At 69.9% G+C, this 21850-nt stretch carries 22 protein-coding genes; 8 read left to right on the top strand and 14 right to left on the bottom strand.

Translation table 11 applies throughout. The features are described from left to right. Nucleotides 1–14 precede the first annotated feature (14 nt). The 6 genes from AC1DYK_RS13450 to AC1DYK_RS13425 are packed head-to-tail and all read left to right on the top strand — an operon-like array spanning nt 15 to nt 7784. Nucleotides 15–1925 carry a feruloyl-CoA synthase gene (locus AC1DYK_RS13450; protein WP_478166771.1) on the top strand — a complete coding sequence of 637 codons (1911 nt, stop codon included), beginning with the start codon at nt 15–17 and terminating at the stop codon, nt 1923–1925. Nucleotides 1926–1951: 26 nt separating this feature from the next. Further along, complete coding sequence (locus tag AC1DYK_RS13445; protein WP_478166770.1) at nt 1952–2716, top strand: SDR family NAD(P)-dependent oxidoreductase; 765 nt, start codon at nt 1952–1954, stop codon at nt 2714–2716. Between the two features lie 29 nt (nt 2717–2745). Further along, nucleotides 2746–3738 (top strand): Bug family tripartite tricarboxylate transporter substrate binding protein, encoded by a 993-nt coding sequence (locus AC1DYK_RS13440; protein ID WP_478166769.1) that lies wholly within the window; start codon nt 2746–2748, stop codon nt 3736–3738. Between the two features lie 9 nt (nt 3739–3747). Beyond that, nucleotides 3748–5475, top strand: coding sequence for a tannase/feruloyl esterase family alpha/beta hydrolase (locus AC1DYK_RS13435; RefSeq protein WP_478166768.1), 1728 nt, complete (start codon nt 3748–3750; stop codon nt 5473–5475). 11 nt (nt 5476–5486) lie between these two features. Continuing rightward, entirely contained in the window at nt 5487–7205 is a 1719-nt protein-coding gene (locus AC1DYK_RS13430) for an acyl-CoA dehydrogenase family protein (protein ID WP_478166767.1), read from the top strand. 39 nt (nt 7206–7244) lie between these two features. Continuing rightward, nucleotides 7245–7784: a MarR family winged helix-turn-helix transcriptional regulator gene (locus AC1DYK_RS13425; protein WP_478166766.1), complete on the top strand. Its 540-nt coding sequence runs from the start codon at nt 7245–7247 to the stop codon at nt 7782–7784. 24 nt (nt 7785–7808) lie between these two features. On the opposite strand, the gene AC1DYK_RS13420 is transcribed toward AC1DYK_RS13425, so the two are convergent. Beyond that, nucleotides 7809–7955: a hypothetical protein gene (locus tag AC1DYK_RS13420; protein WP_478166765.1), complete on the bottom strand. Its 147-nt coding sequence runs from the start codon at nt 7953–7955 to the stop codon at nt 7809–7811. Between the two features lie 288 nt (nt 7956–8243). Then, the gene (locus tag AC1DYK_RS13415) at nt 8244–9002 is read right to left on the bottom strand and encodes a sulfite exporter TauE/SafE family protein (RefSeq protein ID WP_478166764.1); all 759 of its coding nucleotides are present in this window, start codon (nt 9000–9002) and stop codon (nt 8244–8246) included. Nucleotides 9003–9062: 60 nt separating this feature from the next. Between AC1DYK_RS13415 and lhpI the strand changes: the two genes are divergently transcribed. Continuing rightward, the gene (gene lhpI / locus AC1DYK_RS13410; protein ID WP_478166763.1) at nt 9063–9998 is read left to right on the top strand and encodes a bifunctional Delta(1)-pyrroline-2-carboxylate/Delta(1)-piperideine-2-carboxylate reductase; all 936 of its coding nucleotides are present in this window, start codon (nt 9063–9065) and stop codon (nt 9996–9998) included. On the opposite strand, the gene AC1DYK_RS13405 is transcribed toward lhpI, so the two are convergent. The 5 genes from AC1DYK_RS13405 to AC1DYK_RS13385 are packed head-to-tail and all read right to left on the bottom strand — an operon-like array spanning nt 9995 to nt 14401. Continuing rightward, entirely contained in the window at nt 9995–10999 is a 1005-nt protein-coding gene (locus AC1DYK_RS13405) for a Bug family tripartite tricarboxylate transporter substrate binding protein (protein ID WP_478166762.1), read from the bottom strand. The genes lhpI and AC1DYK_RS13405 overlap by 4 nt on opposite strands. A gap of 44 nt (nt 11000–11043) precedes the next feature. Beyond that, complete coding sequence (locus tag AC1DYK_RS13400; RefSeq protein ID WP_478166761.1) at nt 11044–11772, bottom strand: SDR family NAD(P)-dependent oxidoreductase; 729 nt, start codon at nt 11770–11772, stop codon at nt 11044–11046. A 56-nt stretch (nt 11773–11828) separates the two neighbouring features. Next, the gene (pcaF, locus tag AC1DYK_RS13395; RefSeq protein WP_478166760.1) at nt 11829–13034 is read right to left on the bottom strand and encodes a 3-oxoadipyl-CoA thiolase; all 1206 of its coding nucleotides are present in this window, start codon (nt 13032–13034) and stop codon (nt 11829–11831) included. Between the two features lie 18 nt (nt 13035–13052). Beyond that, the gene (locus AC1DYK_RS13390) at nt 13053–13703 is read right to left on the bottom strand and encodes a 3-oxoacid CoA-transferase subunit B (protein ID WP_478166759.1); all 651 of its coding nucleotides are present in this window, start codon (nt 13701–13703) and stop codon (nt 13053–13055) included. Next, a complete protein-coding gene (locus AC1DYK_RS13385; protein WP_478166758.1) occupies nt 13700–14401 on the bottom strand; it encodes a 3-oxoacid CoA-transferase subunit A in 702 nt (233 codons plus the stop codon). The genes AC1DYK_RS13390 and AC1DYK_RS13385 overlap by 4 nt, the downstream gene beginning before the upstream one ends. Nucleotides 14402–14527: 126 nt before the next feature. On the opposite strand from AC1DYK_RS13385, the gene AC1DYK_RS13380 reads away from it, so the two are divergent. Further along, nucleotides 14528–15313 (top strand): IclR family transcriptional regulator, encoded by a 786-nt coding sequence (locus AC1DYK_RS13380; protein WP_478166757.1) that lies wholly within the window; start codon nt 14528–14530, stop codon nt 15311–15313. A gap of 80 nt (nt 15314–15393) precedes the next feature. On the opposite strand, the gene AC1DYK_RS13375 is transcribed toward AC1DYK_RS13380, so the two are convergent. The 7 genes from AC1DYK_RS13375 to AC1DYK_RS13345 form a co-directional block, all read right to left on the bottom strand. Next, a complete protein-coding gene (locus AC1DYK_RS13375; RefSeq protein WP_478166756.1) occupies nt 15394–16740 on the bottom strand; it encodes a TAXI family TRAP transporter solute-binding subunit in 1347 nt (448 codons plus the stop codon). Nucleotides 16741–16806: 66 nt separating this feature from the next. After that, on the bottom strand, nt 16807–17577 hold the full coding sequence (locus tag AC1DYK_RS13370) for a class I SAM-dependent methyltransferase (RefSeq protein WP_478166755.1): 771 nt from the start codon (nt 17575–17577) through the stop codon (nt 16807–16809). 19 nt (nt 17578–17596) lie between these two features. Next, entirely contained in the window at nt 17597–18466 is an 870-nt protein-coding gene (locus AC1DYK_RS13365) for an intradiol ring-cleavage dioxygenase (RefSeq protein WP_478166754.1), read from the bottom strand. After that, nucleotides 18450–19520, bottom strand: coding sequence for a branched-chain amino acid ABC transporter permease (locus AC1DYK_RS13360; RefSeq protein ID WP_478166753.1), 1071 nt, complete (start codon nt 19518–19520; stop codon nt 18450–18452). The genes AC1DYK_RS13365 and AC1DYK_RS13360 overlap by 17 nt, the downstream gene beginning before the upstream one ends. A gap of 23 nt (nt 19521–19543) precedes the next feature. After that, complete coding sequence (locus AC1DYK_RS13355; RefSeq protein ID WP_478166752.1) at nt 19544–20404, bottom strand: branched-chain amino acid ABC transporter permease; 861 nt, start codon at nt 20402–20404, stop codon at nt 19544–19546. Continuing rightward, nucleotides 20401–21129 carry an ABC transporter ATP-binding protein gene (locus tag AC1DYK_RS13350; RefSeq protein WP_478166751.1) on the bottom strand — a complete coding sequence of 243 codons (729 nt, stop codon included), beginning with the start codon at nt 21127–21129 and terminating at the stop codon, nt 20401–20403. The genes AC1DYK_RS13355 and AC1DYK_RS13350 overlap by 4 nt, the downstream gene beginning before the upstream one ends. Beyond that, complete coding sequence (locus AC1DYK_RS13345; protein ID WP_478166750.1) at nt 21126–21845, bottom strand: ABC transporter ATP-binding protein; 720 nt, start codon at nt 21843–21845, stop codon at nt 21126–21128. The genes AC1DYK_RS13350 and AC1DYK_RS13345 overlap by 4 nt, the downstream gene beginning before the upstream one ends. Between the last annotated feature and the right edge of the window lie 5 nt (nt 21846–21850).

Raw genomic sequence — 21850 nt, 5'->3', positions numbered from 1 at the left:
ACCGAGGATTTCCCATGCAAGCCCCCCGTCCGACGACCCAGACGCCACGCTATCGACCCGTGACTTTCGGCGTGCGCCGCGTCAACGTGCGCGACGGCGCGGCGGGCGTGCGCTACCTCGAGGCGGCCGAGCCGCTCCAGAGCTACGCCGAGCGCATCACCGATCGCTTCATGCACTGGGCCGAGACGGCACCCGACCGCAGCTTCATGGCACGGCGCGAACAGTTGCCCGACGGCAGCACCGGCGAGTGGCAGCACCTGAGCTACGCCCGCGCGCTGCAGGACGCACGCCGCATCGGCCAGGCGCTGCTCAACCGCGGCCTCGACGCCGAGCGGCCGGTCATGATCCTGAGCGAGAACAGCCTCGAGCATGCCCAGCTGGCGCTCGGCTGCATCTACGCCGGCGTTCCGTACTGCCCGGCGTCGCCCGCCTACTCGACCGTCAGCCAGGATTACGAGAAGCTGCGCCACATCGTCGACACGCTGACCCCCGGCCTGGTGTTCGCGAGCGACGCCGCGCGCTTCGGCCGCGCCATCGCCGCGGTGGTTCCGGCCGATGTCGAGGTGGTGCTGCAGCGCGGCCACGGCGGGGCCGGCGACCCGGGCACGCCCGCGCCCGAGCTGGCCGGCCGCGCCCTCACCCCCTTCGACAGCCTGCTCGCCACGCCCGCCACCCACGCGGTCGATGCTGCCATGGCAGCCACTGGGCCGGACACGATCACCAAGTTCCTGTTCACCTCGGGCTCGACCAAGATGCCCAAGGCGGTCGTCAACACCCAGCGCATGTGGTGCGCCAACCAGGTGCAGATCGCGCAGTCGATGCCAGCCCTCGCGGAGGAGCCGCCGGTGCTGGTCGACTGGCTGCCCTGGAACCACACCTTCGGCAGCAACCACAACGTCGGCATCACGATCTACCACGGCGGCACGCTCTACATCGACGACGGCAAGCCAACACCGGCGCTGATGGGCGAGACGCTGCGCAACCTGCGCGAGATCGCGCCGACCGTGTACTTCAACGTGCCGACCGGCTTCGAGGCCATCGCACAGGCCATGCAGACCGATGCACTGCTGCGCAGGACGCTGCTGTCGCGCGTGCGCATGTTCTTCTACTCCGGCGCCGCGCTGGCGCAACCGATCTGGGACCTGCTGCACCAGATCCAGGAGGCCGAGATCGGCGAGCGCATCGTGATGGCGACCGGCCTCGGCATGACCGAGTCGGGCCCCTCGGCGATGTTCATCAACAGCCCGGACGTGCGCGCCGGCGACGTCGGCGTGCCGACGCCCGGCATGACGCTCAAGCTGATCGATGTCGACGGCAAGGTCGAGGTGCGCTACCGCGGCCCCAACGTCACGCCAGGCTACTGGCGCTCGCCGGAAGCCACGCGCGAAGCCTTCGACGAAGAGGGCTTCCTGTGCACCGGCGATGCCGTGCGATGGATCGACGACGCCGACATCCACCGCGGCCTGCGCTTCGACGGCCGCATTGCCGAGGACTTCAAGCTCGCCACCGGGACCTTCGTGAGCGTCGGCCCGCTGCGCGCGAAGATCAACACCGCCGGCGCCCCCTACGTGCACGACGCGGTGCTGACCGGCATCAACCTGAAGGAAGTCGGCGCGCTGATCTTCCCGACCCCGGCGCTGCGGACGCTGGCCGGCCTGGCGCCCGACGCGACCCTGCAGCAGGTGGCCGAGAGCGCGCCGGTGCAAGCCTGGCTGCAGCACCTGCTGGACACGCTCGCGGCCGCCAGCACCGGCAGCGCCAACCGCATCGCGCGCGCCTACATCGTTTCCGAGCCGCCCTCGATCGACAAGGGCGAAGTGACCGACAAGGGCTCGATCAACCAGCGCGCCGTGCTCAAGCACCGCGCCGCGCTGGCCGACGCCCTGCATGCGGGGACGCTGCCCTTCACGCTCAAACCCCATTGAGACCCAACCCACCAAGGAGACAAAGCATGAACATCCAGGGACAAGCCGCACTCGTGACCGGCGGCGCATCCGGCCTCGGCGAAGCCACGGCGCGCGAACTCGCGCGCCTCGGCGCCAAGGTGGCGGTGCTCGACGTCAATGCCGGCCTGGCGGAGAAGGTCGCGGCCGAGATCGGCGGCGTCGCCTGCGTCTGCGACATCACCGACACCGACAGCGTCAACGCCGCGCTCGACAAGGCCGAGGCCGCGCACGGCCCGGCCCGCATCCTCATGAACGTGGCCGGCATCGGCAGCGCCAAGCGGATCGTCGGCAAGGACGGCCAGGCCGCGCCGCTCGAGGACTTCGTGCGGGTGGTCAACATCAACCTGGTCGGCGCCTACAACGTCAGCCGCCTCTATGCGGCGCGCTGCGCCAAGCTGGCTCCGAACGAAGGCGGCGAACGCGGCGTGATGCTGTTCACCGCCTCGGTCGCGGCCTTCGACGGCCAGGTCGGCCAGCAGGCCTACAGCGCCTCGAAGGGCGGGCTGGTGGGCATGACGCTGCCGATGGCGCGCGACCTCGCGCAGCACGGCATCCGCGTCTGCACGATCGCGCCGGGGCTGTTCGCGACGCCGCTGCTGAAGACCCTGCCGGAGCCGATCCAGCAGTCGCTGGCCGCCTCGATCCCGTTCCCGCCGCGCCTGGGCGATCCGGCCGAGTTCGCCGCGCTGGCCTGCCACATCGTCACCAACGGCCACCTCAACGGCGAGGTGATCCGCCTCGACGGCGCCCTGCGCATGGCGCCGCGCTGAACAAGAACACAACCCAAGGAGACAAGCACATGATCCAACGACGCCTCTTCGTCCAGGCCCTGGCCGGCAGCGCCGCGCTCGGCGCGCTGCATCCGCTCGCCGCCCTCGCGGCCGAAGCGCTCAACCAGGTCAAGATCTTCTACGGCTTCCCGGCCGGCAGCGCCGGCGACAGCGTGGCCCGCCGCGTCGGCGACAAGCTTGGCGGCAGCGCCTTCACCAAGAACGCCGCGGTGGTCGACAACCGGCCCGGCGCCGGCGGCCGCATCGCGCTCGAGGCCCTCAAGACTTCGCCGGCCGACGGCTCGGTGCTGGCGGTCTGCCAGGCTTCGGCCCTGTCGACCTATCCGCACATCTACAGCAAGCTCAACTACGCGATCGCCGATTTCGCACCGATCTCGATCGGCGCGGTCATGACTCACGGCCTGGCGGTCGGCCCGATGGTGCCGGCGAGCGTGAAGACGCTGAAGGACTACATCGCCTGGGCCAAGGCCAATCCGAAGGAAGCCAGCTACGGCTCGCCGGGCGCCGGCTCCACGCCTCACTTCCTCGGCGCGCTGCTGGGCCTCAACAGCGGCACCGATCTCAAGCACATCCCCTACCGCGGCTCGCTGCCGGCGGTCAACGACGTGGTCGGCGGACAGATCGCGTCGAGCATGACGCCCGCCGGCGACTACCTGCCCTTCGCCAAGGCCGGCAAGCTGCGCGTGCTGGCGACCTCGGGCAACACGCGGGCGCCCTATCTGCCGGACGTGCCGACTTTCGCCGAGCAGGGCTTCCCCGAGATCGTGGCCGAGGAGTGGTTCGGCTTCATCGCGCCCGCGAAGACCCCGCCGGACGTGATCAAGGCCGCCAACGCGGCGATCACCGCCGCCCTCAAGGACCCGGCGATCGTCGAAGGCCTGTTCTCGGTCGGCCTGGTCGCGCAAGGCTCCACGCCCGAAGAGATGAAGAAATCGATCCAGAGCGAGTACGAGCGCTGGGGTCCGCTGGTCAAGAAGATCGGGTTCACGGCAGAGTCCTAGGAGGCGCGCATGCGCAACAAGATCCGGACCGCGGCCATCCGCGGCTCGCTGGGCCTGTCGGTGGCGATCGGCCTCGCGGCGTGCACGTCGACGGGTCCGGGCTCGGCGCCGCCGCGCCTGGCCGCCGCCCGTCCCGGCCCGCTGCTGTCTTGCGCCGACCTGGCGGCCAAGGCGGCGGTCGCGGGCACGGCATACACCCGCATCGAATCGGTGGCGGCCGGCCCGGTCACCCTGGGCAATGCGAGCATGCCGGCGCCGGCCCACTGCCTGGTGCAGGGCCGCATGAACGAGCGCGTCAGTGCGGTCGACGGCAAGAGCTACGCGATCGGTTTCGAGATGCGCCTTCCGGCGGAATGGAACGGCCGCTTCTTCTACCAGGCGAACGGCGGCCTGGACGGCGCCGTGGTTCCCGCGCTGGGCGGCATCGGCGGCGGCGCGCCGGCCAGCAGCGCCCTGCAGATGGGCTTCGCCGTCATCAGCTCCGACGCCGGCCACGCGGGCTCGCTCGGCCCGCTGTTCGGCATCGATCCGCAGGCACGGCTCGACTACGGCTACAACGCGGTCGCGCAGCTCACGCCGATAGCCAAGAACCTGATCGCCAAGGCCTACGGCCGCGGTCCCGACCGCTCGTACATCGGCGGCTGCTCGAACGGCGGCCGGCACGCGATGGCGGCGGCGGCGCGCTCGCCCGGCCAGTACGACGGCATCCTCGCCGGCAACCCCGGCTACAACCTGCCGCGCGCCGCCGTGGCGCAGCTCTATGGCGCGCAGCAGTACGCCAGGGTGGCGAGCGCGACCACCAGCGCCGGCCAGCCCGACCTGCAAAGCGCGTTCACGCCGGCCGAGCTCAAGCTCGTGTCCGATCGCGTGCTCGCGCGCTGCGATGCGATCGACGGCCTGGCGGACGGCATCGTCTCCGACGTGAAGACCTGCCAGGCACGCTTCGACCTGCAGCGCGACCTGCCGACCTGCGCTGGCGCTCGCGACGGCCAGTGCCTGACGGCGCCGCAGAAGACGGCGCTCGCCAATGTCTTCGCCGGCGCACGCAACAGCGCCGGCAAGCCGATCTACAGCAGCTTCCCATTCGATGCCGGCATCGGCGGCGCCAACTGGCGCGAGTGGAAGTTCAGCAGCTCGCAGACCCGCGACACCGGCGCCGTCGGCTTCATCTTCACCTCGCCGCCACTGGCCGGCCGGCCCGGCGGCCTGGCCTTCGCGCTCGGCTTCGACATGGACCGGGACGCGCCGCTGATCGACGCCACCGACGGCGTCTACCGCGAATCGGCGATGGGCTTCATGGCGCCGCCCGACGCGGCGAACCTGGCCGTGCTGCGCGATCGCGGCGGCAAGATGCTGGTCTACCACGGCACCAGCGATCCGGTGTTCTCGTCCGACGACACGGCCGCCTGGTACGAGCGACTGCAAGGCGCGAACGGCGGCGACGCCGCGCGCTTCGCCCGCTACTTCCCGGTGCCCGGCATGAACCATTGCTCGGGCGGTCCGGCCACCGACCAGTTCGACATGCTCAGTGCGCTGGTCGGCTGGGTCGAGCAGGGCCAGGCGCCCGAGTCCGTGGCCGCGAATGCCCGCGGTCCGGGCGCGGCGAGCGTCAATGCCGAAGTCCCCGCCAGCTGGTCGGCGCGGCGCACGCGCCCGCTATGCCCCTATCCGAAGGTCGCGGTCTACACCGGCGGCGACACCGAAAGCGCGGCCAGCTTCGCCTGCCGCGCAACCTGAGTCTGTTTGCGATGAACTACCAGCCCCGCCCCGACGACGTGCGCTTCGTGTTGAACACCGTGCTCGGCGCCACGCCACGCCTGCGCGCACTGGCGCCCTTCGCCGATGTCGACGAGGCGCTGCAGGCCCAGGTGCTCGACGAGGCCGGCAAGTTCGTCGCCGAAGTCATCGCGCCGCCGAACCGCGACGGCGACGAGATCGGCTGCCGCTTCGTCGACGGCGAGGTCATCACGCCGCCGGGTTTCCGCGAGGCCTACCGGGCCTTCGTCGATGGCGGATGGCCCGCCCTCTCGGCCGCGCCCGAAGACGGCGGCCAGGGCCTGCCCGCCGTGCTGGAGGCGGTGCTCTTCGAATGGCTCAGCGCCGCCAACCACGGGCTCACGATGGCGCCGGGCCTGCTGCACGGCGCCTACGAGTGCCTGCGGCACTACGGCAGCGACGAGCTCAAGCAGCGCTACCTGTCGAAGATCGCCACCGGCGAATGGCTGGCCACCATGTGCCTGACCGAAGCCCATGCCGGCAGCGACCTGGGCCAGGTGCGCACGCGCGCCGTGGCGCAGGCCGACGGCAGCTTGCGCGTCGCGGGCGGCAAGATCTTCATCTCGGGCGGCGAGCACGACCTCAGCGACAACATCGTGCACCTGGTGCTGTGCCGGATGCCCGACGCACCGGCCGGGCCCAAGGGCCTGTCGCTGGTGCTGGTGCCCAAGCGGCTGCCCGACGGCGCGCGCAACGCGGTGCACTGTGAGCGCATCGAGGAAAAGATGGGCCTGCATGGCAGCTCGACCTGCGTGATGCGCTTCGACGACGCCACCGGCTGGCTGATCGGCGAGCCGAACCGCGGGCTGGCGGCGATGTTCGTGATGATGAACGCGGCCCGGCTGCACGTGGCGCTGCAGGGCATCGGCCTGCTCGACGCCGCCTGGCAGAAGGCCGACGCCTATGCGCACGAACGGCGCCAGATGCGCGCCCCCGGCCCGGCACCGGCGAGCCGGGGCAGCGAGGCCGCCGACCTGGTGGCCGAGCATCCGGCGATCCGCCGCATCCTCGACACGCAGCGCGCCTGGATCGACGGCGCCCGCGTGATCGCCTACCGCACGGCCATCCAGCTCGACGTGGCGCGCCACGACAGCGATCCAAAGGCGCGGGAACGCGCGCAGCGCTGGTGCGCGCTGGTCACGCCGGTGCTCAAGGCGGCCTGCACGCAGCAGGCTTTCCACGGCGCCAGCGAGTGCCTGCAGGTCTTCGGCGGCCATGGCTATGTGCGCGAATGGGGCATCGAGCAGGTGGTGCGCGACTCGCGCGTGACCATGATCTACGAAGGCACCAACGAGATCCAGGCGATCGACCTGCTGGTGCGCAAGGTGCTGGCCGATGGCGGCGCCGGCATGTCGGGCCTCTTGATCGAGCTGCGCGACGAGCTCGACGCCGCGCGCGACATCGATGCCGACGTTCAGCGCCGCCTGGCACAGTTGCGCTACCTCACGACCACCGTCGCCATGGCTTCGCAGGCCAACGCCGCCCTGCCCTTCGAGGTCGCCGACGACTACCTGCGGGTGGTCATGCTCGCGCTGCTGGCCTGGGCCTGGGCGCGCATCGGGCGCACTTCGCCCGACCCCGCACGCGGGTCGGCCCCCGAAGCGGCCTTCCGCCGCTGGGTGCTGCCGGAGTTCGAGATGCGGCTCGGCATCGTCAAGCGGGCCTGCGAGGCGCAGCAGGTTTCCGCCTGAGCCACACACGACGGACCGCCGAGCAGTTACCCTCGCGCCATGGCAATCCTGCACAAGAAACCCCCCTCCGCGGTGCACCACCCGGCGCCGCGGTCCGATCGTCTCGACACGCGGGTGCTCGAGACCTTCGTCGGCTACAACGCGCGCCGCGCGTGGCTGATCGTCAGCCAGGTCTTTGCCGAGCGCATGGCGGTCTACGGGCTCAAGCAGGTGGACTTCTCGGTGCTGTCGCTGCTCGCGCACAACCCGGGCGCAACGTCGCGCCAGCTGTGCTCGACCCTCGACATCCTGCCGCCCAACCTGGTGAGCCTGATTGCCGCCATGGATGCTCGCGGATTGATCGAGCGCCGGCCCCATCCGCATGACGGCCGCGCCATCGGCCTGTACCTGACGCCGGCCGGCGAACAACTGGTGCGCGAGGCCGAACAAACCGTGATGCAGCTCGAAGCCGAAACCAGCGCCCGCCTGACGGCGCGCGAGCGCGAGACGCTGATCCGGCTGCTGCAGAAGGTGTACCACCAGGCGCCGGGCGTCCCCGCGGAGACCGACGGCCGGACGAAGGCTAGAAGCGCCCCGTGAATGGCATGCCGCCGGCGCCGCGGCTCACCAGAACTTCCACCAGGGTCCCCGCATCGGCGAGGAGGCGGGCGCCAGGAGCTGCAGGCCCGAATCGCGAATGCGGCGACGCTGCTCGGCTTCCAGCGCCTGGGCCATGCGGTGGGCCAGCTGGTCTCCCTGCATCGCACGCATTCGCCACTCCGTCGCAAGGCTCTGGAGCTCTTGATCCTGCAAGGTGGCGGGCGACATCGGGGTTTCGGGCATACCGAAATTCTGCCCACAGCCGACGCCGGCGGCAATCGTATAGCTTTGGCTTACATCGCCACCCGGCTTCAGGCCGGCGCCGGGCCGCCCCGGGGGCAGCGCCCCCACGAAGTGGGGGAGCGTGGGGGCCAGGCCGGCGCCGGGCCGCCCCAAGGCGGCCTGCGGCCCCCTCGGGGGGCAGCGACCCACACGAAGTGGGGGAGCGTGGGGGCCCTGTCAACCCAGGAAAGCATCCCAGCTCAGCTTGAGCCCGGTCAGCAGCATGCCGAGGTAGACGAAGCGGTAGAACCAGACCGGATCGATGCGGCGCGCGATGCGAATGCCCACCCACACGCCCAGTGGCGCGATCGGCAGCAGCACCAGCGAGGTCGCCATGTTGCGCCAGTCCAGCAGCCCGAGCCAGGCATAGGGCACCCATTTGCTCAGGTTCACGACGAAGAAGAAGTAGGCCATGGTCGCCGTATAGGCCACGGGCCCGAGCCGCAGCGGAATCACGTAGGCGCTGACCGGCGGCCCGCCCGCATGGGCGATGAAGCTGGTGAAGCCGCTGAGGGTGGTCAGCACGGCACCGCCCGCCCTGGAGGGCGGCGGATCGCCCGGACGCGGGGGGAACAGCAGGCGCTGGGCGAGAAAGAGCAGCGTGAAGACGCCGACGATGCCAGCCACCTTGTCCGCCGGCAGCGCCTTGAAAAGAAGGGCGCCGATCACCGTGCCCGCCAGGCCATACGGAATCAGGAAGCGCAGCAGCCGGCGATCGAAGTCGCGGCGGAAGGCGGCGAGGCCCAGCAGGTCCATCAGCAGCAGCACCGGCATCAGGATGGCCGCCGCCTGCGGCACGCTCACCACCAGGGCCATGAAGGGGACTGCGAGGGAGCCGAAGCCGGCGCCGAAGCCGCTCTTGCTGACGCCGAGCAGCAGCACGGCAGGAACGGCGACCGCATAGAAATGCAGGTCGGTGATGATCGGGAGATTCAAGGCGGGGGAACCGGGGGTGCGTGAGCGCTACATTGTCCACGCCGCATCCCAACTTCCGCCATGATCATCCTCGACGCCGACCAGACCCGTGCCCAGCTGAATTTCGAGCGCCTCGTCCCGGCCCTGCGCGCGGCCTTCGCGAGCGATGCGACGGTGCCGCCGCGCCACGTCCATGCGGTGGCGGCCGGCGCCGACCGCGGCACCGTCCTGATCATGCCGGCGTGGAGCGAAGCCGGCTTCCTCGGCATCAAGACCATCAACATCTTCCCGGGCAACAGCGCTCGGGGCCTGCCCGGGCTGCATGCGACCTACGTGCTCTATGACGCCCACACGGGCGTGCCGCTGGCGCAGATGGAGGGCAACGAGATCACGGCCCACCGGACCGCCGCCGCTTCGGCGCTGGGCGCATCCTTCCTCGCCCGCGACGAAGCGTCGACGCTGCTGGTGCTCGGCACCGGGCGCGTGGCACGCCTGCTGCCGGCGGCCCATGCGAGCGTGCGGCCGATCCGCGAGATCCGCGTCTGGAACCATCGCCCCGAAGGCGCGCAGGCGCTGGCCGCCGAATGGCGGCAACAGGGCTGGAACGCGCAGGCGGTCGGCGATCTCGCGGCGGCGGTCGCGGCCGCCGACATCGTCTGCTGCGCCACGCTCGCGACCGCGCCACTGGTGCGTGGCGAATGGCTGGCGCCGGGCTCCCATCTGGACCTGATCGGCAGCTTCACGCCGGCGATGAAAGAGGCCGATGCCGACTGCTTCGCCGGCGCCCGCGTGTACGTCGACACCGACGAGGCGCCGACCAAGGCCGGCGACCTGCTCGACGCCATCGCAGCGGGTGCGGTGTCGCTGGAGACGATCCAGGGGACGCTGGCACAGCTCTGCAAGGGCGAACGGCAGGGCCGCCTCTCCGCGGGCGAGCGCACGGTCTTCAAGGCCGTCGGCAGCGCGCTCGAAGACCTCGCGGCCGCGACCCTCGTCTGGCGTGCCTGCGCTGGCTAGTCGAGGCTGGCGCCCGACTCCTTCACGACCTTGCCCCACTTCACCGTCTCGCTCTCGATGAAGGCCGCGAACTGCTCCGGCTTCTCGCCATGGGGCTCGGCGCCCTGCTCGGCCAGTTTCTTCTTCACTTCCGGGTCGGCCAGGGCCTTGAGGATCGATGCATTGAGCTTGGCGACCACCGGTGCCGGCGTGCCGGCCGGCGCCAGCAGGCCGAACCACGAGGTGGCCTCGTAGCCCGGCACGCCGGCCTCGGCGATGGTCGGCACGTCGGGCAGCGCCGGCGAGCGCTTGGCCGTGGTCACCGCGAGGGCGCGGAGCTTGCCGCCCTTCACGTGCGGAATGGCGGAAGGCATGTTGTCGAACATGACCGAGATCTGCCCGCCCAGCAGATCCGACACCGCAGGCGCGCTGCCGCGGTACGGCACGTGCTGCATGTCGACGCCGGCCATCTGCTTGAAGAGCTCGCCCGACAGGTGAATGGAGCTGCCATTGCCCGATGAGCCGAAGTTGATCTTGCCCGGGTTGGCCTTGGCGAAGGCGATCATTTCCTTCACGCTCTTGAACGGCTGCGACGGATTGGCCACCAGCAGGTTCGGCACCATGGCCACGCGCGAAAGCGGCGCGAAGTCCTTGATCGGATCGAAGGGCATCTTCCGGTAGAGGCTCTGGTTGATGGCGTGCGTGCCGACGGTGCCCATGAACAGCGTGTAGCCATCGGCCGGGGCCCGCGCCGCTGCCTGGCCGCCAATGTTGCCGCCGGCACCGGCGCGGTTGTCCACCACCACCGTCTGGCCGAGGTCGCGCCCCATGTACTGGCCGATCACGCGCGCCAGGATGTCGGTGGTGCCGCCGGCCGAGAAGGGCACGATGATCGTGATGGGCTTGGCGGGAAACTGGGCCTGCGCCGAAGCGGCGAAGGGCGCCAGCGACACGGCTGCGGCTGCAGCGGCGAGGACGAAGGTGCGGCGCTTCGGCGCGGCGTGGAAAGGGAAACGTGACATGGAAAGCCTGGGAGAAAGTTGAATCGAAAAGGACGGCATTCGGATCAGACCGGTGCGACGCCCAGCGTGGTGCCGCCGCAGACGTAGAGCACCTGGCCGGTGACGAATCCGTTGTCGGGCGAAAGGAAGAACATCGTGGCTCGGGCCACGTCGTCCGCCGAGCCCAGGCGCTTCACGACGATGCTGTCGATGATGCGCCGGGTCTGCGGTGCCCCTTCGGGGTTGCTCTGGCGAAAAAGTTCCGTCGCGATCGGGCCCGGCGCGACCGCATTGACGGTGATGCCGTCGCCGCCGAGTTCCATCGCCAGCGTCCGCGTGAGGCCGATCAGTCCGGCCTTGGTGGCCGAGTACACGATGCGCTCGGGCTTGCCCAGCGCCGCACGGGACGACACGTTCACGATCCGGCCTCGGCCCGATGCGCGCAACGCCGGCAGCGCCGCCTGGATCAGGATCATGCTGGCCTTGAAATGCAGCCCGACGACGTAGTCGAGGTCGGCCATGGTCGCACTGTCGATCGTGCCCGGGCGCGTGGCGCCGGCGTTGTTGACCAGCGCCGTGACGGCGTAGGTCGACGTGATCCTCTGCGCGATCGCCTGGGTTTCCCCTTCCTGCGTCAGATCGGCCTGGAAAGAGACGAGATTCTCGTGGCTCCAGTCAGGCTTCTTGTGATCGAGATTGACGACTGTGCGTCCTTGCGCGAGCAGTGCTTCGCAGGTGGCCCGGCCAATGCCAGAGCTGCCGCCCGTGACCAGGGCGGCTTCTTGTTGACTCATCTTGCTTTCCAGATTTCAAAGCGGGCCGCAGGGGCGCGGCCCGAGGGGGAACGCGCTCAGACGCGTTCGAGGATCAGCGCGATGCCCTGGCCGACGCCGATGCACATCGTGCACAACGCATAGCGCCCGCCACCCTTGTGCAGCTGGTTCACCGCGGTGGTGGCCAGTCGCGCCCCGCTGGCACCCAGCGGATGGCCGAGCGCGATCGCCCCGCCGTTGATGTTGACGCGCGCATCGTCGTCCTTCAGGCCCAGCAGGCGCAGCACGGCCAGGCCCTGGGCGGCGAAAGCCTCGTTGAGTTCGATCACGTCGATCTGGTCGAGCTTCAGGCCGGTGAGCTTCAGCACCTTCTCGGTCGCCGGCGCCGGACCGATGCCCATGACGCGCGGCGGCACGCCCGCCACCGCCATGCCGACCACGCGCGCGCGCGGCGTCAGGCCGTGCTTCGCCGCGCTGGCCTCGTCGGCCAGCAGCAGCGCGACCGCGCCGTCGTTCACGCCGCTGGCATTGCCGGCGGTGACGGTGCCGTCGGGCCGCACCACGCCCTTGAGCTTGGCCAGCGCCTCCAGGCTGGTCTCGCGCGGATGCTCGTCCTTGTCGACGATGATCGGGTCGCCCTTCTTCTGCGCCACGCTCACCGGCACGATCTCGGCATCGAAGAAGCCGGACTTCTGCGCCGCCACGGCGCGCTGCTGCGAAGCGAGCGCCATGCGGTCCTGCGCCTCGCGCTCGATCTTGTAGTCGGTGGCGACGTTCTCGGCCGTCTCGGGCATCGAGTCGACGCCGTACTGCGCCTTCATGAGCTTGTTGACGAAACGCCAGCCGATGGTGGTGTCGTAGACCGCGTTGTTGCGGCTGAAGGCGCTCTCGGCCTTGGGCATCACGAAGGGCGCGCGGCTCATGCTCTCGACGCCGCCCGCGATCATCAGGCCGGACTCGCCGGCCTTGATGGCGCGCGCCGCCGTGCCGAGCGCATCGAGCCCCGAGCCGCACAGGCGGTTGATGGTTCCGCCGCCGACTTCGACCGGCAGGCCGGCGAGCAGCGCGGCCATGCGCGCGACATTGCGGTTGTCTTCGCCGGCCTGGTTGGCGCAGCCGTAGAGCACGTCGCTGACCGCCTGCCAGTCGACGTTCTTGTTGCGAGCCATCAGCGCCCTGAGCGGCACCGCGCCGAGGTCGTCGGTGCGCACACTGGACAACGATCCGCCGTAGCGGCCGAAGGGCGTGCGAACGGCGTCGCAGATGAAGGCTTGATTGCTCATGGTGAAGTCTCCTGTGGTTCAGATGGCGATCGGCAGGCCGACCAGTTGTTCCAGTTCCGCGTGGCCGAGGCCCTCGACCTTGTCGATCAGCTTCAGGCCCGAGGGCGTGCATTCGAGGGTAGCAAGATCGGAATACACCCGCTTCACGCAACCGAGGCCGGTCAGCGGATAGCTGCATTGCGCGACGATCTTGCTCTCGCCCTTCTTGGTCAGGAGATCCATCATGACCCAGGTCTGCCTGGCGCCGATGGCCAGGTCCATGGCGCCGCCGACCGCGGGGATCGCGCCTTCCTCGCCGGTGCTCCAGTTCGCGAGGTCGCCGGTGGCCGAGACCTGGAAGGCGCCGAGCACGCAGATGTCGAGGTGGCCGCCGCGCATCATTGCGAAGCTGTCGGCGTGGTGGAAGAAGGCACCGCCCGGCAGCAGCGTCACGGGCTGCTTGCCGGCGTTGATCAGGTCGTAGTCCTCCGCGCCCGCGGCGGGTGCGGGACCCATGCCGAGGATCCCGTTCTCGCTGTGCAGGATGACCTCGCGGCCGGCCGGCAGGTGGTTCGCGACCAGCGTCGGCTGGCCGATGCCGAGGTTGACGACGGCGCCGTCGAAGATGTCCTGGGCGACCCGCGCGGCGAGCTGGTCCTTGGTGCGGCGGATGTAGGTACTCATGGTCATGCTGCCTTCTTGAAGCCGCCGCCCTCGGTGGCAACGCGGTCGATCTTGACGATGCTGTGGACGAAGATGCCCGGCGTGACGACGTGCTCGGGGTCCATCGCGCCGAGCTCCACGATCTCGTGCACGGTGGCGATGGTGCGGTCGGAGGCCATCGCCATGACCGGGCCGAAGTTGCGCGCCGCCTTGCGGTAGACCAGGTTGCCCCAGCGGTCGCCCTGCTCGGCCTTGATCAGTGCGACGTCGCCGCGGATCGGGTACTCCAGCACGTAGGGCTTGCCGTCGATCTCGCGCGTCTCGCGGTCGCCGGCCAGTTGCGTGCCGAAGCCGGTCGGGCAGAAGAAGGCGCCGATGCCCGCGCCGGCGGCGCGGATGCGCTCGGCCAGGTTGCCCTGCGGCACCAGATCGAGCTCGAGCTGGCCGGTGCGGTAGAGGCCGTCGAACACCTGGCTGTCGGCCTGGCGCGGAAAGCTGCAGATGATCTTGCGCACGCGGCCGGCCTTGAGCAGCGCGGCCAGGCCGGTCTCGCCATTGCCCGCGTTGTTGTTGACCACCGTGAGGTCACGGGCGCCCTGCTCGATCAGGCCGTCGATGAGTTCGATGGGAATGCCGGCGGTGCCGAAGCCGCCGATCAGCACCGTGGCGCCGTCCTTGATGCCGGCCATGGCATCGGCGACCGAGCGTGCGATCTTGTTGATCATGGAATCTGTCTCCGGGAAGGGGAAGAAGCCGAACGCCTTGCCCCGCGATCTGTCGGCGAGGGCACGGAATTTGTTCGCATGTCGAACAATTGTTCGTATAATGAATTCTAAGGACGATACCACGCCATGGCAACCCAGCAGAAACAACCCGTTGCACCCGCGCCCGGCGACAGCTACGTGCAGTCCTTCGCGCGCGGGCTGCAGGTGATCCGCTCGTTCAGCGCCGGCGCGCCGCGCCAGACGCTCAGCGAGGTGGCGGCCGCCAGCGGCCTCACGCGCGCCGGCGCGCGCCGCATCCTGCTCACGCTGCAGACGCTGGGTTATGTGACGAGCGACGGCAAGCACTTCGGCCTGACGCCGCGCATCCTCGACCTGGGCTTCGCCTATCTGTCGTCGATGCCGATCTGGAACCGGGCCGAGCCGGTCATGGAGGCCTTGGTGCGGCAGGTGCAGGAGTCGTGCTCCGCCGCGGTACTCGACGCCACCGACATCGTCTACGTGATGCGGGTGCCGACCCACAAGATCATGCGCATCAACCTGGGCGTCGGTTCGCGCCTGCCGGCCTATTGCACCTCGATGGGGCGGCTGCTGCTGGCCGACCTCGATGAAGAAGAACTGCATGCGCGGCTCGCGGCCTCGACCCGCGAGGCCTTCACCAAGCACACGGTGACCGACATCGACGCCTTGCTCGCCAAGGTGGCGCAGGCGCGGCGGCAAGGCTGGTGCCTGGTCAACCAGGAACTGGAAGAAGGGCTGATCTCGATCGCCGCGCCGATCGTCGATCGCGCGGGCCGCACCGTGGCCGCGCTCAACATCAGCGGCCAGGCCAACCGCACCAGTGCCAAGGTGATGCAGGACACGATGCTGCCGGCACTGCTGGCCTCGGCGCGGGAGATCTCGCGGCTGCTGTAGGCCAGGGCCTGTTCACACTATTTCCGGGGATCGCGTTGCCACGCGAAGGGAAGGCATGCCAGAAATAGTGTGAACAGGCCCTAGCCGCCCTTGCTCTCTGCCTGCCGCTGCAGTTGCGCGCGCACGTAGTCCACATGCTGGCGCAGCGTGTAGACCCGGTCCGTGAAATCGAGCGGGAACTTGGTCCGGACGACCTCGTCCTCGATCCGGTCGAGCTTCGCCCGGGCCTCGAGCCGCTCCTGGTCATCGAGCTTGCGCGAGGCCAGGTCCTGCTCGAGGAACTTCAGTTCGCCGTAGCGGCGGTACAGCCCGCTCTGGCGGCGCCAGGCGATGAACTCGGGCAGCACGCGGACCAACGGCAGCAGGATCGCCGCCAGCGGCACCAGCAGCAGCAGCAGGCGCTGCACATAGTTCGCGGCCCAGAAGGGCAGGTAGCTCTGCAGGAACGGCCGGCCATTCTTGAAGTAGCGCTCGGCTTCGGACGCGAGCGGGAAATCGGTGCCGGTGGGACTCGGAAAATCGCCGGGCCGGTCGATGATGCTGGGCGGCCGGTGCACCTGCCGCGCCGCCTCGAGCAGCAGGTAGGCCAGCGCCGGATGCAGTTCGTCGCGCACCACCAGGTTGGCGGTGGTGGCAAGCAGGTGGATGTCCTGGGGCGGCAGGTCGCGCCTCGGATCGACCGAGCCGCGCTTGAGGGTCACGGGCTGGAAGTACGGAAAGCGCCGCGCCAGGCCATCCACATGGTCCAGCGAAGCCAGCCGCACGCGGTCGTCCGCGAGCAGCTTCTGCACCGCCGGGGCCTGCGCCGCGGCGATGATGATCGCGGCATCGACCTGGCGGCCGGCGAGCAGGTCCGCCGCCGCCATGCCGCCTTCGCTCACGAAGGTCGTGCCCTGCGGGCCGTCGGGGACCACGCCGTAAGCCGCCAGCAGTTCGGTCGCGACCTTGTGATTGCCGCTGCCCGGGACACCGATGGCGATGCGCCTGCCGGCCAGGGGTCCCAGCCCCTTTGTCAGGTCGAGGGTGTGGGTGAAGATCCAGACCGGTTCGAAGGCGACGGTAGCCAGCGAGCGCAACGGCGTCGACTCGGGCGGGGCGTCGGGGTCCTGCGCCAGCAGGCCGATGCCGCCCTGCACGAAGCCGACGGACACCGTGCCGTCGTTGAGCCGCTGCAGATTCTCGACGCCGCCGCTCGACGTGCGCAGGTCGAGCCGTATGCCGTTGGCGCGCAGGATCTCCTGATAGCGCTCGCCGAAGTGGTGGTAGGCGCCGTCGGCCGCGCCGGTGCTCATCACGAGCGATCGCGGCGGCGCCGGGCTGACGTAGCGCACGACCGCCCACGCCAGGGCGGTGAGGACGGCGACCCCCAGGATCCAGTACAGCAAGCGGCGGCGGGAGGGCAGGACGAACGATGCGGGTGACTTCATGCCGGGTGCCGGAGGCTGGGTTGGGGAGCCTGATTCTGGCCGCATTCCGGCCGGCCGCGCCGACCCTCAGGCCGAGGGCTTGATCGCGCTGTACTCGGAGAAGATGCCGAGTTCGGTGTGCCGCTTCACCCCTTCGAAGCCGGCGGCACGCAGCGCCGCCAGCACCGACTCCGGCGCGATGCAGGCTTCGATCGTGTCCCAGTAGTAGCGCCAGAGTTCGGCCGTGTCATGGCCCTGCGCCACCACGCGGGCGATCAACGGCACCACGCCGCGCATGTAGGCCTTCAGCACGGCCGTGCCGGCTCGCCCCGCAGGCTTGCTGATCTCCAACACCAGCAGCCGGCCGCCCGGCCGCAGCACCCGGAAGAACTCGGCGAAGGCGGCGTTCACGTCGGCGATGTGGCGCAGCGCATAGCCCATGCTGATGAAATCGCTGCTGGCGTCGGGCCGCGGCAGCGCCTCGGCCCGGCCGCGAACCAGTTCGACACCGGGCAGCGTGACCTGCCCCATCATCCCGGGGCTGGGGTCGACCCCCACCAGCAACCCGCGCGGGCCGATCAGCGTGAGCGCTTCGCGCGCGACCAACCCGGTGCCGATGCCGACGTCGAGCACCTGCGCGCCGGCCACCAGGCCGGCCCGCTCCAGCGCCTTGCGCCGATACCACGGCCCCGAGCCGAGCGCGAGCACCCGCTCGATACGGTCGTAGTCGGGCGCGGTGTCGTCGAAGATGCGGCGCAGGAACTGCTGGTGCTCGGCCTCGTCCCCGTAGTAGGCCGGCAGCGGCGTGTGCGGCGCGAGCGCCTCGGTCGGAGGGGGCGACGGGCTGTGGCTTTGCATCGGCGATTATGGCCACAGCTCAGGGGTTCGTGGCGGGCTCCAGCACGAAGTCGAAGGCCAGCGTGTGAAACGGCCGGGTCTGCAGGCTGCCGTCCGGCGCGCTGCCCTCGGGGTGCGAGGCGAAGTCGCCGATCAGCGAGCTGCGCACGCCGAAGACCGCGTCACTGTCGAGGTAGATATCGCCATCGCGGAACACGTGCGTGATCAACGTCTCGTAGCCCGGCGCCTGGATCATGAAATGGACGTGTGCGGGCCGCCACGGATGGCGCCTGGTCGCCCGCAGCATCGCGCCCACCGGGCCGTCGGTCGGAATCGGATAGGCCACCGGCATCACGCCACGGAACCACAGCCGGCCCTCGGCATCGGTGCGGAAGACGGCCCGGCCCTGCGGCCGGTCCAGCCCGGCCCGCTGCACGTCGTAGAAACCCTCGGCGTCGGCCTCCCAGACATCGACCTCGGCATCGGCGACGGGCTCGCCGTCGCGGCCGCGAACGGTGGCCTGCACGAACAGCGGCTCGCCCTTGGCGCCACCCGAGATGTCGTCGCCGAGCGCGAGACGCGGCGCCCCCTGCACATGGAAGGGGCCGAACACGGTCGCCTCGGTGGCCTGCGCGCTCTTCGCATGATTGAGCGCCACCGTGAGCATCGACAGGCCCAGCGTGTCCGACAGCAGGATGAACTCCTGCCGCTTGTCACTGCACTTCTGACCCGTCGCAGTCAGGAACTCGATGCCGGCCGCCCACTCGGCTTCGGTCAGTTTCACCTCGCGCGCGAAGTCGTGCAGGTGGCGCACCAGCGCCGAGAGCACCTCCTTGAGCCGCGGGTCTTCGCAGCCCGCCATGCGGTCGAGCACGGCGGCGGTGATGGTGTGTTCATTGATGTTTCGCATGGGGATGGAGCTCCAGTTCGGGGGGACGTGCAGCGGGCAGGGAGCGCTTCGGGGCCACCGGGTGGGCCGACAGCCGGCGCTGGGTGGGAAACAGCGACCAGCCCCAGCGCTGCTGGGCGAAACCCCACAGGCCCTGCTTGAAGAAGATGGTGACCAGGATCGCGAGCAGGCCGAGCCCGAGCAGATACCAGGTGCCGTAGTCGCTCAGAAACTTGTTGAGCGCCCAGAAGATCAGGGCACCGAGCATCGGTCCTTCGATGCGGCCGATGCCGCCGATCACCACCATGAAGATCGCGAACGCCGTCCAGTTGACACTGAAGGCCGCGTCGGGGCTGATGCGCAGGTTGCCCACGAAGTACAGCGCGCCCGCCAGGCCGGCGCCGAAGGCCGCGACCACGTACACCGCGAGCTTCATGCGCACGACCGGGATCCCCTGCGACTCGGCCGCGACCTCGTTGTCGCGGATCGCCAGCAGCGCCAGCCCGCGCTTGCTGCGCAGGAACAGGTAGACCAGCGCGATCGCCGCCACCACGCAGGCCAGCGCCATCCAGTAGGTGACGCTCTCGCGCGTCGCGCGCTCGATGCCGCGCAGGGCCGTGAGCGTGGTGCCCGAGCCGCCGCCCACCGCCGACACGTTGGCGAAGCTCAGCCGGAACACTTCGGCGATCACCCAGGTGCCGATGGCGAAGTAGCCGCCCGAGAGGCGGAAGGCGACGAAGGACACCGGCACCGCGATCAGGCCCGCCGCCAGTGCGCCCAACGGAATCGCGAGGAAGGGATTCAGCCCCGCGAAGTTGCCGAGCATCAGCATCACGTAGCCGCCGAAGCCGAAGAAGGCCTGCTGCCCGATGCTCACCATGCCGCCGTAGCCCGCCAGCAGGTTCCACATCATCGCGAAGATGAAGTAGCAGGCGATCTCGACGAATTCGCGCATCCAGCTCGACTCGCCCCAGAACGGCAGGCTGGCCGCCAGCACCACCAGCGCGCCCGCTGCCCACAGCGCCGCGCGGCTCGCAGGGGTGCTGCGCACCACGTCGAAAGTCCTGTTCGTCATGACCGGTTCCATGGTTGCGGGCCTCAGCCACGCGTCTTGGGGAAAAGCCCTTGCGGCCGCAGCACGAGCACCCCCAGGAAGACCAGGTGGCCCATCCAGATGCCCCAGCCCGGATCGAGCCGGAAGCCGATCTGCTGCGTGATGCCGAGGATCATCGCGCCGGCCAGCGTGCCCCAGAACGAGCCCATGCCGCCGATGATCACCGCCTCGAAGGCAAACAGCAGCAGGAGCGGCCCGTCCGATGGCGACACCGTGGTGCGCATGCCCTGCAGCGCACCGGCGATCGCGATCAGCACGAAGGCGATACCGGTGGCCAGCGCGTAGACCTGGTTCGCCTTGAGCCCCATCAGCTCGGCGATCTCGCGATCGTCCGAGACGGCGCGGAAGATCCGGCCCAGCGGCGTGCGCGCGAACATCCATTGCATGGCCGCCGTGGCCGCCAGCGCGACGGCCAGCACGACCAGCGGAAGCACGCCGAGCGCCAGCGAATCGGTGAGCTGCAGCGACCGGGTGGCCAGCGGGCCGATCTCGAGGGCGCGCGGATCGGCCGAGAACAGCTCCAGCAGCAGGTTCTGGATCACGATCGAGAGGCCGAAGGTCACGACCAGCGAGGGCAGCGGATCCTTGCCCAGCGTGCGGTTGAGCACGTGGCGCTGCAGCAGGTAGCCGAAGCCGAACGCGATCGGCAGCACCGCCAGCACCACCCAGATCGGCGCGCTGCCGGTCAGCGAGACGCCGGCGATGGCGGCGAAGGCCGCCAGGATGATGAAATCGCCCTGCGCGACATTGGTCAGGCGCATCACGCCGAACATCAGCGACAGGCCGAGCGCGAACAGCGTGTAGAGGCCGCCGAGCAGCAGGCCCTGGATCAGGGTCTCGATCATGGCGCGGCCGCCTCCGCGTGCGTGTCGAGGCCGAAGTACGCCTGCGAGATCTGCTCGCGCGTGAGCTCGCGGGAGCGCCCGGTCAGCGACACCCGCCCCTCCTGCAGGCAGTACACGCGCTGCGAGACCTGCTGGGCCATGCCCACGTCCTGCTCGACGATCACGACCGTCATGCCCTCGGACGTGATGCGCGGCATGGCGGCATAGATCTCGCGGATCACGATCGGCGCCAGGCCCAGCGAGAGCTCGTCGCACAGCAGCACCTCGGGGTTGCTCATGAGGGCGCGGCCCAGCGCCACCATCTGCTGCTGGCCGCCCGACAGCGCCATCGCGGGCTCGCGCCGCTTCTGCGCAAGGATCGGGAACATCTCGTACAGTCGCTTCAGACTCCAGGGGCCGGCCCGGCCGCTCGCGGCGCCCATCAACAGGTTCTCTTCGACGCTGAGGCTGGCGAACAGGCGCCGGCCCTCGGGCACCATCGCCAGGCCGCGCCGCACGATCTCGCCGGGCGGCAAACCGCCGATCGCCTCGCCCTTGAACCGGATCGCCTCGCGCGGCGCGCGCACCAGGCCGGTCAGGCACTTCAGGAAGGTCGACTTGCCGGCCCCGTTGGCGCCGATGATCGCCAGCAGCTCGCCGGGGTGCAGCTCGAAGTCGATGCCGAACAGGGCCTGGGCATCGCCGTAGAAAGCCTGGAGGCCCTCGGCGCAAAGCAGTGCCGTCATATCTCCATCCCCATGTACACCCGCCGCACTTCGGGATCGTTCATCACCGCGCGCGGCTCGCCCTCGGCCAGCTTCTGCCCGAAGTTGATGACGAACAGCCGGTCGGCCAGCGACAGCAGCGCATGCACCACGTGCTCGATCCAGATCATCGTGACGCCGCGCGCCTTGATCTGCTGCAACTCCTCGACCAGCTGGCGCGCCTCGGGCTCGGTCAGCCCGCCCGCGATCTCGTCGAGCAGCAGCAGCTTCGGCCGCGTGGCGAGCGCGCGGGCCAGTTCGAGACGCTTGCGGTCGAGCAGGGTGAGGCCGCCGGCCGGCTGGTTCGCCCGCGCCATCAGCCCGGTCTGCGCGAGGACTTCGTGCGCGGTCTGCCAGGCTTCCTTTTCGCGCTCCTGCGCGCCGAAACAGGCCGCGGTCACCAGGTTCTCGAACACGCTCATGTGGCCGAAGGGCTGCGGCACCTGGTAGCTGCGGCCGATGCCCGCGTGGCAGCGCTGGTGCGGCTTGAGCGTGGTCACGTCGCGCCCCTCGTACTCCACCCTGCCCGCATCCACCCGCACGTCGCCCGAGATCAGGTTGAACAGCGTGGTCTTGCCGGCGCCGTTCGGCCCGAGGATGCCCAGGGTCTCGCCCTCGGTCACCGCGAGCGTGATGCCGTCGGTGACCTTGAGCGCGCCGTAGGACTTGCTGACGGCGTGGAGCGCGAGCAGGGTCATGGCGT

The organism is Variovorax sp. P2_H12, from assembly GCF_056403395.1.
This window is presented reverse-complemented; position numbering and strand designations above follow the sequence as displayed.

Bases quoted from the DNA above. Each gene is read 5' to 3' on its own strand.
- AC1DYK_RS13450 (WP_478166771.1), top strand. From the start codon at position 15: ATGCAAGCCCCCCGTCCGACGACCCAGACGCCACGCTATCGACCCGTG.
- AC1DYK_RS13445 (WP_478166770.1), top strand. From the start codon at position 1,952: ATGAACATCCAGGGACAAGCCGCACTCGTGACCGGCGGCGCATCCGGC.
- AC1DYK_RS13440 (WP_478166769.1), top strand. From the start codon at position 2,746: ATGATCCAACGACGCCTCTTCGTCCAGGCCCTGGCCGGCAGCGCCGCG.
- AC1DYK_RS13435 (WP_478166768.1), top strand. From the start codon at position 3,748: ATGCGCAACAAGATCCGGACCGCGGCCATCCGCGGCTCGCTGGGCCTG.
- AC1DYK_RS13430 (WP_478166767.1), top strand. From the start codon at position 5,487: ATGAACTACCAGCCCCGCCCCGACGACGTGCGCTTCGTGTTGAACACC.
- AC1DYK_RS13425 (WP_478166766.1), top strand. From the start codon at position 7,245: ATGGCAATCCTGCACAAGAAACCCCCCTCCGCGGTGCACCACCCGGCG.
- AC1DYK_RS13420 (WP_478166765.1), bottom strand. From the start codon at position 7,955: ATGCGTGCGATGCAGGGAGACCAGCTGGCCCACCGCATGGCCCAGGCG.
- lhpI (WP_478166763.1), top strand. From the start codon at position 9,063: ATGATCATCCTCGACGCCGACCAGACCCGTGCCCAGCTGAATTTCGAG.
- AC1DYK_RS13405 (WP_478166762.1), bottom strand. From the start codon at position 10,999: ATGTCACGTTTCCCTTTCCACGCCGCGCCGAAGCGCCGCACCTTCGTC.
- AC1DYK_RS13400 (WP_478166761.1), bottom strand. From the start codon at position 11,772: ATGAGTCAACAAGAAGCCGCCCTGGTCACGGGCGGCAGCTCTGGCATT.
- pcaF (WP_478166760.1), bottom strand. From the start codon at position 13,034: ATGAGCAATCAAGCCTTCATCTGCGACGCCGTTCGCACGCCCTTCGGC.
- AC1DYK_RS13390 (WP_478166759.1), bottom strand. From the start codon at position 13,703: ATGACCATGAGTACCTACATCCGCCGCACCAAGGACCAGCTCGCCGCG.
- AC1DYK_RS13385 (WP_478166758.1), bottom strand. From the start codon at position 14,401: ATGATCAACAAGATCGCACGCTCGGTCGCCGATGCCATGGCCGGCATC.
- AC1DYK_RS13380 (WP_478166757.1), top strand. From the start codon at position 14,528: ATGGCAACCCAGCAGAAACAACCCGTTGCACCCGCGCCCGGCGACAGC.
- AC1DYK_RS13375 (WP_478166756.1), bottom strand. From the start codon at position 16,740: ATGAAGTCACCCGCATCGTTCGTCCTGCCCTCCCGCCGCCGCTTGCTG.
- AC1DYK_RS13370 (WP_478166755.1), bottom strand. From the start codon at position 17,577: ATGCAAAGCCACAGCCCGTCGCCCCCTCCGACCGAGGCGCTCGCGCCG.
- AC1DYK_RS13365 (WP_478166754.1), bottom strand. From the start codon at position 18,466: ATGCGAAACATCAATGAACACACCATCACCGCCGCCGTGCTCGACCGC.
- AC1DYK_RS13360 (WP_478166753.1), bottom strand. From the start codon at position 19,520: ATGACGAACAGGACTTTCGACGTGGTGCGCAGCACCCCTGCGAGCCGC.
- AC1DYK_RS13355 (WP_478166752.1), bottom strand. From the start codon at position 20,404: ATGATCGAGACCCTGATCCAGGGCCTGCTGCTCGGCGGCCTCTACACG.
- AC1DYK_RS13350 (WP_478166751.1), bottom strand. From the start codon at position 21,129: ATGACGGCACTGCTTTGCGCCGAGGGCCTCCAGGCTTTCTACGGCGAT.
- AC1DYK_RS13345 (WP_478166750.1), bottom strand. From the start codon at position 21,845: ATGACCCTGCTCGCGCTCCACGCCGTCAGCAAGTCCTACGGCGCGCTC.